The organism is Rhodoferax sp., assembly GCF_039922535.1.
In the GTDB taxonomy this organism is placed as follows: Bacteria; Pseudomonadota; Gammaproteobacteria; order Burkholderiales; family Burkholderiaceae_C; genus Rhodoferax_B.
This window is the reverse complement of record NZ_JBDTEM010000108.1, coordinates 1-9,375: the sequence shown is the minus strand read 5'-3', so window position 1 is coordinate 9,375 and position 9,375 is coordinate 1. Positions and strand designations below refer to the sequence as shown.

At 61.1% G+C, this 9,375-nt stretch carries 8 protein-coding genes and 1 pseudogene; 8 read left to right on the top strand and 1 reads right to left on the bottom strand.

Annotated features, from left to right (window positions below; all coding sequences use genetic code 11):
- The 5 genes and pseudogenes from ABI213_RS05095 to prmB form a co-directional block, all read left to right on the top strand.
- Positions 1-234, top strand: a pseudogene (locus tag ABI213_RS05095) (succinyldiaminopimelate transaminase); the annotation flags it as partial.
- A 9-nt stretch (positions 235-243) separates the two neighbouring features.
- Positions 244-1,068, top strand: a complete 825-nt coding sequence (gene dapD, locus ABI213_RS05090; RefSeq protein ID WP_348008785.1) for a 2,3,4,5-tetrahydropyridine-2,6-dicarboxylate N-succinyltransferase — start codon at positions 244-246, stop codon at positions 1,066-1,068.
- Between the two features lie 37 nt (positions 1,069-1,105).
- Complete coding sequence (locus ABI213_RS05085) at positions 1,106-2,260, top strand: PilT/PilU family type 4a pilus ATPase (protein ID WP_348008786.1); 1,155 nt, start codon at positions 1,106-1,108, stop codon at positions 2,258-2,260.
- Positions 2,261-2,328: 68 nt separating this feature from the next.
- Entirely contained in the window at positions 2,329-3,522 is a 1,194-nt protein-coding gene (gene dapE, locus ABI213_RS05080; RefSeq protein WP_348008787.1) for a succinyl-diaminopimelate desuccinylase, read from the top strand.
- On the top strand, positions 3,519-4,385 hold the full coding sequence (gene prmB / locus ABI213_RS05075) for a 50S ribosomal protein L3 N(5)-glutamine methyltransferase (protein WP_348008788.1): 867 nt from the start codon (positions 3,519-3,521) through the stop codon (positions 4,383-4,385). The genes dapE and prmB overlap by 4 nt, the downstream gene beginning before the upstream one ends.
- 30 nt (positions 4,386-4,415) lie before the next feature.
- On the opposite strand, the gene gnd is transcribed toward prmB, so the two are convergent.
- Positions 4,416-5,840: a decarboxylating NADP(+)-dependent phosphogluconate dehydrogenase gene (gene gnd, locus ABI213_RS05070; RefSeq protein WP_348026289.1), complete on the bottom strand. Its 1,425-nt coding sequence runs from the start codon at positions 5,838-5,840 to the stop codon at positions 4,416-4,418.
- Between the two features lie 329 nt (positions 5,841-6,169).
- Here gnd and ABI213_RS05065 point away from each other — a divergent pair, with 329 nt between their 5' ends.
- The 3 genes from ABI213_RS05065 to ABI213_RS05055 all read left to right on the top strand — a co-directional run.
- Complete coding sequence (locus ABI213_RS05065) at positions 6,170-8,113, top strand: ATP-binding cassette domain-containing protein (protein WP_348007027.1); 1,944 nt, start codon at positions 6,170-6,172, stop codon at positions 8,111-8,113.
- Positions 8,114-8,165: 52 nt separating this feature from the next.
- Positions 8,166-8,414: a GlsB/YeaQ/YmgE family stress response membrane protein gene (locus ABI213_RS05060; protein WP_348007026.1), complete on the top strand. Its 249-nt coding sequence runs from the start codon at positions 8,166-8,168 to the stop codon at positions 8,412-8,414.
- 215 nt (positions 8,415-8,629) lie between these two features.
- A partial coding sequence (locus ABI213_RS05055; RefSeq protein WP_348026287.1) for a transporter substrate-binding domain-containing protein occupies positions 8,630-9,375 on the top strand: 746 nt, incomplete at its 3' end.

Here is a 9,375-nt window from a genome sequence, read left to right as displayed (position 1 = left end):
TGGGCGCAGGTGCCCGGCCCGGCCGTGGTGGACGGCCTGGACAGCGATGTCGCCTTCGCCCGCGACCTGTTGGCTGCCTACAATGTCACGGTGCTGCCCGGCAGCTACCTGGCGCGCGAAGCCCATGGCCACAACCCGGGCCGCCAGCGCATCCGCATGGCCCTGGTGGCCGAGACCGCCGAGTGTGCCGAAGCCGCCCAACGTATTCGCCAATTTATCCAATCCCGTAACTGAAGAACAACCATGACACAACAACTCCAAGCCACCATCGAAGCCGCATGGGAAGACCGCGCCAACCTGTCGCCCACCGCCTCCAGCGCCGAAGTGCGCGATGCCGTCGAGCATGTGCTGAATGAACTGAACAACGGCCACCTGCGCGTCGCCACCCGCGAAGCCGTGGGCCAGTGGACCGTGCACCAGTGGATCAAGAAGGCTGTGTTGCTGTCGTTCCGTCTGAAAGACAACGAAGTCATCCAGGCCGGTTCGCTGGGCTTCTACGACAAGGTGCCCACCAAGTTCGCCCACCTGAGCGCTGAAGAAATGAAGGCCACCGGCGTGCGCGTGGTGCCTCCCGCCGTGGCCCGCCGTGGCAGCTTTATTGCCAAGGGCGCGGTGCTGATGCCTTCCTACGTAAATATCGGTGCCTACGTGGGTGAAAACACCATGGTGGATACCTGGGCCACCGTGGGTTCGTGCGCGCAGATCGGCAAGAACGTGCATTTGAGCGGCGGCGTGGGCATCGGCGGCGTGCTAGAACCCCTGCAGGCGGGGCCCACCATCATTGAAGACAACTGCTTTGTGGGCGCACGCTCCGAAGTGGTCGAAGGCGTGATCGTCGAAGAAAACTCGGTCATCTCCATGGGCGTGTACATCGGCCAGAGCACCCCGATTTACGACCGTGCCACCGACACCGTGACCTACGGCCGCATCCCCTCCGGATCGGTGGTCATCAGCGGCACGCTGCCCAAAGACGGCGGCAAGTACAGCCTGTACGCGGCCATCATCGTCAAGCGCGTGGATGCGCAAACCCGCTCCAAGACCAGCCTGAACGACCTGCTGCGCGACTGATACCCGACTGACCCCACGACCCCATCGGAGGTAAGCCATGTCCACAATGGAACGTATTCTCAAGCTGATGCAGGAGAAAAAAGCCTCCGATGTCTATTTGTCGGCCAACGCACCCGCGCTGATCCGCATCAACGGGCTGTGCGTGCCGGTCAACAGCCAGTTGCTGCAAACCGATGCGCCACGCAGCCTGCTGGCCGAAATTGTGCCGGCCGAGAAAATAACCGAACTGGAAGCCACCGGCGAGCTGAACATGGCCGTGTCGGTGCCGGGCGTGGGGCGTTTTCGGGTCAGCGCCATGCGCCAGCGCGGCAGCTATTCGGTGGTAGTGCGCTACATCAATGTCGACGTGCCCTTGCTCAGCAGCCTGAAGGTGCCCGCCATCCTGGGCGACCTGGTGATGCAAAAGCGCGGCCTGCTGCTGATGGTGGGCTCTACCGGTGCCGGTAAAACCACCACCCAGGCGGCCATGATCGACCACCGCAACCAGCGCGCGGGCGGCCACATCCTGACCATCGAAGACCCGATTGAATACCTGTATAAAAACAAGCGCTCCATCGTCAACCAGCGCGAGATTGGCACCGACACCGCATCTCTCGAAGTGGCCCTGAAAAACGCGCTGCGCCAGGCGCCGGATGTGATACTGATCGGCGAAATCCGCGACCGCGAAACCATGTCCGCGGCCATCGCCTACGCCCAGACCGGCCATCTGTGTATGGCCACCCTGCACGCCAACAACTCCTACCAGGCGCTGAACCGCATCGTCAATTTCTACCCTGTGGAAGTGCGTGCCACCATGCAGGCCGATCTGGCCGTGGCGCTGAACGCCATCGTCTCGCAGCGGCTGCTGCGCACACCGTCGGGCGAACGCGTTCCGGCAGTGGAGATCATGCTCAACACCTTGCTGGTGGCCGACATGATCGAAAAAGGCGACATTGGCGGCATCAAGGAAGCCATGGAAAAATCGCTGGCCGAGGGCTCACAAACCTTCGAAAGCGACATCGCCCGCATGATCACCGAGGGCCTGATCGACCGCAAGGAAGGCCTGGCCAATGCCGATTCAGCCACCAACCTGATGTGGCGGCTGCAAAACGATTTTGCCCGCACTAGCCAAAAAGCCGAGGTCGCCGTGCTGCAGGCCGAGGCCGACGACGAACCCAGCTTTACCGACTTCACCTTGGACGTGCGGCCCTAACTTGCAGGGACTCGGGTACAGGGCACCGCGAGCCATGCAAGTTACCTCCCATTAATTTTTCCTAATTTATGTCCCAAACCCTGTATTTGGCCGAGCAACTGATCGCCCAGCCCTCCGTCACCCCCGACGACGCGCAATGCCAGTCCCTGATCGCCGAGCGCCTGGCCCCACTGGGTTTTGTGTTTGAGACCATTGAAAGCGGCCCCGAGAACTTCCGCGTCACCAACCTGTGGGCGGTCCGGCATAGTATTTTTAAGGGTTTTAGCCCTCCAGCGCAGGTAGCACCTGCGGCGGCAGCTCCTAAACTCATAGCATTTGCAGGCCATACCGATGTGGTGCCCACGGGCCCGCTGGCGCAGTGGAGCAGCGACCCGTTCACCCCCACACACCGCGATGGCAAGCTGTTTGGCCGAGGCGCAAGCGACATGAAGACCTCCATCGCCGCCTTCGTGGTGGCAGTGGAAGAATTCGTGGCTGCCCAGCCCGACACCCCGCTCAGCATCGCCCTACTGCTTACCAGCGACGAAGAAGGGCCGTCGGTGGACGGCACGGTAGTAGTCTGCAAGCTCCTCAAAGAGCGCGGCGTGCAGATGGACTACTGCATCGTCGGCGAGCCCACAGCCGTGGAACGCACCGGTGACATGGTCAAAAACGGCCGCCGGGGCAGCATGAGCGGCAAGCTCACCATCCGCGGTGTGCAGGGCCACATTGCCTACCCACAACTGGCCCAAAACCCCATCCACCTGGCCATGCCCGCCCTGGCCGAGCTGGTGGCCACCCAGTGGGACGGCGGCAACGCTTTCTTCCAGCCCACTAGCTGGCAAATGAGCAACATCCACGCGGGTACGGGGGCCAATAACGTCATTCCCGGCACGGTGGTGGTGGACTTCAACTTCCGCTTCTGTACCGAATCCACGCCCGATGGCCTGCAGCGCCGCGTGCACGAGGTACTGGACCGCCACGGCCTCAGCTACGACATCGCCTGGACGGTGGGCGGCCTGCCGTTTTTGACGACACCCGGCACCCTGGTGGATGCTGTGCGCAGCGCCATCCTGGCCGAGACCGGCATCAGCACCGAGCTATCCACCACCGGTGGCACCAGCGACGCGCGTTTCATCGCCCAGATCTGCCCGCAGGTGATCGAGCTGGGCCCGCCCAACGCCACCATCCACAAGATCGACGAGCACATCGTAGTGGCCGACATCGAGCCGCTGAAAAACATCTACCGCCGCACCCTGGAAATTTTGTCCCGCCAGCCATGAACGTCCTCACCCTCATCGAACAATCGGCCGCCCAGCTCGAAGCCGCAGGCGTGTCCTACGGCCATGGCACCACCAACGCATTTGACGAGGCCGCTTGGCTGGTGATGTGGCGGTTGGGCCTGCCGCTGGACGATCTGGATTCTGTAGAAAATCAGCCGGTAGCGCAGGAGCAGATTGCGCAGGTAGCTACACTTTTAGAAGCGCGCATCCTGACCCGCAAGCCCGCCGCCTACCTCACGCAAGAGGCCTGGCTGCAAGGCATGCCGTTTTATGTGGACGAGCGCGCCATCGTGCCGCGCAGCTTTATTGCCGAGCTGCTGATGGACGGCGGCATCGACTACTGGCTGCACACCCACACCCACGCTGTGCTAGACCTGTGCACCGGCAACGGCAGCCTGGCCGTGCTGGCGGCCATGGTCTACCCCGATGTGCAGGTCACCGCTGCCGATATCAGCACCGATGCCCTGGCCGTGGCCCGCATCAACGTAGATAAACACAGCCTGCAGACGCGCATCACCCTGGTGGAATCGGACGGCTTGGCCCAGGTTCCGGGTGTGTTTGACCTGATTCTGTGCAACCCGCCCTACGTCAACAGCCAGAGCATGGCCGCCCTGCCCGCCGAATACCAGGCCGAGCCGGTGCTGGCGCTGGCGGGCGGTACCGACGGCATGGACTTCATCCGCAGTCTGTTGAAAGCCGCCTCTGCAAAGATGGCGCCCGACGGCGTGCTGGTGCTGGAGATTGGCAACGAGCGCGAATACTTCGAGGCTGCCTTCCCGGCGCTCGAAGTGGTGTGGCTAGAGACCAGCGCGGGTGAAGACCAGGTCTTGCTGGTCACCCGCGAGGCGCTGGACGCGCTTTAAAGCGCCTCGGCAGCGCCGCCCCAACGGTTTTCAGCCGATGACTTCTGGCCATTCCGTGTGGAAGAACTGGCCTTCGGGCTTGTCGGTGCGTTCATAGGTGTGGGCACCAAAGAAGTCGCGCTGCGCCTGCAGCAGATTGGCCGACAGGCGATCGGAGCGGTAGCTGTCGTAGTACGACAGTGAGGCGCTGAAAGCTGGCACCGGGATGCCGTTGCTCACGGCCAGGGCCACCACTTCGCGCCAGTTCTGCTGCGCACCATTGAGCAAGTCCTTGAAGAACGGTGCCAGCATCAGGTTCACCAGCGCCGGATCGGTACGGTAGGCGTCGGTGATGTGGTTCAGGAAACGCGCGCGGATGATGCAGCCGCCACGCCAGATCGAAGCGATGCCGCCAAAGTCCAGGCCCCATTGCTTCTTCTCGCCCATGGTCTTGATCAAATCGAAGCCCTGGGTGTAGCTGATCACCTTGGAGGCATACAGCGCGTCGTGCACCTTGGCCACCAGGTCTTTCTTGGCGGCGCTGAGGTCGGCTTTCGGGCCCTGTAGCTGCGTGCTGGCGACCACGCGTTGCTTTTTCTGCGAGGACAGCACACGCGCTTCTACCGCGGCATTGATGGTACTGATGACCACGGCGTTCTCGGCGGCGTTGATCAACGTCCATTGGCCGGTACCCTTTTGCCCGGCCTTGTCGAGGATCACGTCCACCAATGGTTGGCCGGTTTCCGGGTCTTTTTGCTCCAGCGCCTTGCCGGTGATCTGGATCAGGTAGCTCTGCAGGTCGCCTTCGTTCCACTCGTTAAAGATGGCGGCCATTTCGTCGGTGGTGAAGCCCGCCGCCTTGAACAGGCTGTAGGCCTCGCAGATCAACTGCATGTCGCCGTATTCGATGCCGTTGTGGATCATCTTCACGTAGTGGCCCGCGCCGCCGGGGCCGATATGGATCACGCAAGGCTGGCCGTCGACCTTGGCCGAGATGGCTTCAAAAATCGGTTGCATCACCTCCCAGGTGGATGCCGGGCCGCCAGGCATGATGGAAGGGCCCTTGCGCGCGCCCTCTTCGCCGCCGGACACGCCGGCGCCGATGAAGCGCAGGCCTTTTTCCGCCAGGTAGGCATCGCGGCGCTCGGTGTCGGTGTACAGGCTGTTGCCGCCGTCGATGATGATGTCGTCCTTGTCTAGCAGGGGAATCAGTTGCTCAATCACCTGGTCCACCGCTGCGCCGGCCTTGACCATGATCTGGATCTTGCGCGGCAGCGCCAGACTTTGCACAAAGGCCTCCAGCGTGTCGCAGCCCACCAGGTTTTTGTCGGGGTGGGCGGCCACAAATTCATCGGTCTTGTCGGTGGTACGGTTAAAGACGCTGACCTGGAAGCCACGACTTTCCACATTCAACACCAGGTTTTGGCCCATCACGGCCAAGCCAATCAGTCCGAAATCGCTTTTCTTGCTGCTCATAAATTCTTTCTTGGGATAGCGCTGTCAACGCACGGCGCGAAATATCGTTTGGCATTCTTGCAGACCTACGGCCCGGCTGCAGCGCGCTCCTGTAAAATTACGGAAAAAGGCCGGCGATGCTTATTCCAATTGCGCAATGCGCTATGGTTTAAATAGCAGAGACAAAACCCTTCTCCTCGCACAGCAAAGCGCGGAGGCGGGCTTCACTAGCAGCCTGGGCCGAGCCGCCTAAAATCCTTGTATATCGTCCCTTGCCATGCGTCGCAGCCTCCTGCGGCAGTCTTGGCCACATCTCTTATCTTTCGGCCGCCATCGGCAGCCACCTTGCCATGATCACCCTTAAAAATGTAGTGCTGCGCCGCAGCGCCAAAGTGTTGCTTGACAGCGCCAACGTCACCATCAACCCCGGCGAAAAAGTCGGCCTGGTGGGCCGCAACGGCGCGGGTAAATCCACCCTGTTTGCCTTGCTCAACGGCACGCTGCACGAAGACGGCGGCGACTTTTACGTCCCCGCCCAGTGGCGGCTGGCCCAAGTGGCCCAGGACATGCCCGAAACCGAGCAAAGCGCCACCGAATTTGTGATTGAAGGCGACACCAACCTGCTGGCCGCCCAGCAGGAAGTCACCGCCTCCGAGCTGACCGATGATGGCGAGCGTATGGCCAACGCCTATATGGCGCTGTTCGATGCGGGCTCTGGCGACGCGCAAGCCCGTGCCCAGGCGCTGATTTTGGGTCTGGGCTTCAAAACCACCGAACTCGACAACCCGGTGAACAGCTTCTCCGGCGGCTGGCGCATGCGCCTGCAACTGGCGCGTGCGCTGATGTGCCCGTCGGACCTGATGCTGCTCGACGAGCCCACCAACCATTTGGACTTGGATGCTTTGGTGTGGCTGGAAGCCTGGCTGAAACGCTACACCGGCACCATGCTGGTCATCAGCCATGACCGTGAATTTTTGGATGCCATCACCGATGTGACGGTGCATATTGAGACCGCCAAGCTGAACCGCTACGGCGGCAACTACAGCAAGTTTGAAGACATGCGCGCCGAGAAGATGGAGCAACAGTCGGCATCGTTCAGCAAGCAGCAGGACAAGATTGCCCACCTGCAGAAGTTCATCTCGCGCTTCAAGGCCCAGGCCAGCAAGGCCAAGCAGGCGCAAAGCCGGGTCAAGGCGCTGGACCGCATGGAAAAGATTGCGCCGCTGCTGGCCGAGGCCGAATTCACCTTCGAATTCAAAGAGCCCGCCAATCTGCCCAACCCGATGCTGTCCATGTCGGATGCCACCTTTGGCTATCCCGCGCCAGAAGACGCGCCCGAAGGCACCGGCCCCACGGTCATTGTGCAAAAGGTCAACAAATCGGTGCTGGCAGGCCAGCGCATCGGCATCTTGGGCGCCAACGGCCAGGGCAAATCGACCCTGGTGAAAACCGTGGCCCGCGCGCTCACGCCGATCCACGGCGAAATTCTGGAAGGCAAGGGCCTCAACATCGGCTACTTTGCCCAGCAGGAACTGGACGTGCTGCGCCCTGCCGACACCCCGTTGGAACACATGATCCGCCTGGTCAAAGAGACCATGGCCGCCGGCAAACTGAGCAACCAAGGCACACGCGAGCAAGACCTGCGCAGCTTTTTGGGTACCTTCAACTTCAGCGGTGACATGGTCAAGCAAGCCGTGGGCAGCATGAGTGGTGGCGAAAAAGCCCGCCTGGTGCTGTGCATGATCGTCTGGCAGCGCCCAAATCTGCTGCTGCTGGATGAGCCGACCAACCATTTGGACCTGGCCACCCGCGAAGCGCTGGCGATGGCGCTCAACGAATTCGAAGGCACCGTGATGCTGGTCAGCCACGACCGCGCCCTGCTGCGCTCGGTGTGCGACGAGTTCTGGATGGTGTCGCGTGGCGGTGTCGAGCCGTTTGACGGCGATCTGGACGACTACCAGCGCTACCTGCTGGACGAAGCCAAGCGCATGCGCGAATTGGCCAAGGAAGCAGGCAAGGCCGCAGCGCCCGCACCGGCCCCGGTGGTGGTGGCCGCGCCGGTCGTCAACACCAAGGCCTTGCAGCGCGACCTGGACAAGATCGACACCGAAATGGCGGCCCTGCAGCTGGAAAAAGACGGCCTGGACGAAAAACTGGCTGCCGCCAAAAATCCGCACGAAATTGGCCAGGCCAGCAAGCGGCTCAAAAAAGTCACTGCCGATATGGCCGCACTTGAAGTGCGCTGGATGGCCTTGTCCGAGCAGCTGGAAACGGCAGGCGGCATTGCCGTTTAACCAGCGCCGGGTATATTTGGCCTTGGCTTAACTTTGTATACGGAGGTTTTCTATGTTTTCTTTGATCGGTACGGTGATCGTCGGTTTTGTGATTGGTTTGATCGCCCGCGCAATCAAGCCCGGTGACGACAAACTGGGCCTCATCATGACCTCGGTGCTGGGCATCGCAGGCTCGTTCGGTGCCAGCTTTGTGGGTGAAAAAATGGGCTGGTACGCACCCGGCGCACCCGCAGGCTGGATTGCCTCGGTGGTGGGTGCCATCGTGTTGCTGGCCATTTACGGCATGGTGGCCAAAAAGTAATTACGGCAGCATCTACGCACTTGGTGCGAAAAACAGAGGGGCTTGCGCCAAACGGGTGCAAGCCCCTTTTTTTGCACCGTTTTGGCTCAAATAATTCATTTTAATTTTTATTGATTTATTTGATTCAATTTGCTATCTTTGCGGCTCCAGACATTTGCAATGCACACCGCTGTCGGAAATTTATTTTTCAACCCGGTATTTCAGGAGTAGCCCGTATGAAATTCACCCCTCTTTTCACCAAAGTCGCCGCCACTGTCGCCCTGACGGTGGCCACGTTTGCCACCGCCACCTCGGCCCTTGCGGCCGACTGGACGGTGGGTGCCAACATCGGCAACGTGCCCTGGGAATTCCAGGACGCGACCGGCAAATTTGTAGGGTTTGAAATCGATCTGGTTAACGAAGTGGCCAAACGCGCGGGCAAGTCGGTGCAGATCGAGAACATTCCGTTCAACGGCCTGTTCCCCGCCGTGCAGTCGGGCCGCATCCAGATGGCGGTGTCCAGCATCACCATCACGCCCAAGCGCCTGGAGTCGTTGGCCTTTGCCCAGCCCTACTACGACAGCGACCAGTCCTTGTCGGTACTGAAAACCACCAGGATCGACAAGCTGGAAGACCTGGCCGGCAAGACCGTGGGCGTGGATACCGCCTCCACCGGCGACATCTACGCCACGCAAAACACCGCCAAGCTGAAGATCGCCACCATCTCGCGCTACGAAGGCCTGGCCCCCGCGATGCTGGACCTGGCCTCGGGCCGCATTGACGGCTACATCAGCGACATCCCGGCCGTGGAGTACTACATCAAGGACAAGCCGCAATACCGGGTCGTGGCTCGCATCCCGACCGGAGAGAGCTATTCCTTCATGTTTGCCAAGAACTTCCCCGACGCCGCCAAGATCAACGACATCCTGACCGCCCTCAAGAAGGATGGATTCGTCTCCGCCACCCACAAGAAGTGGTTTGG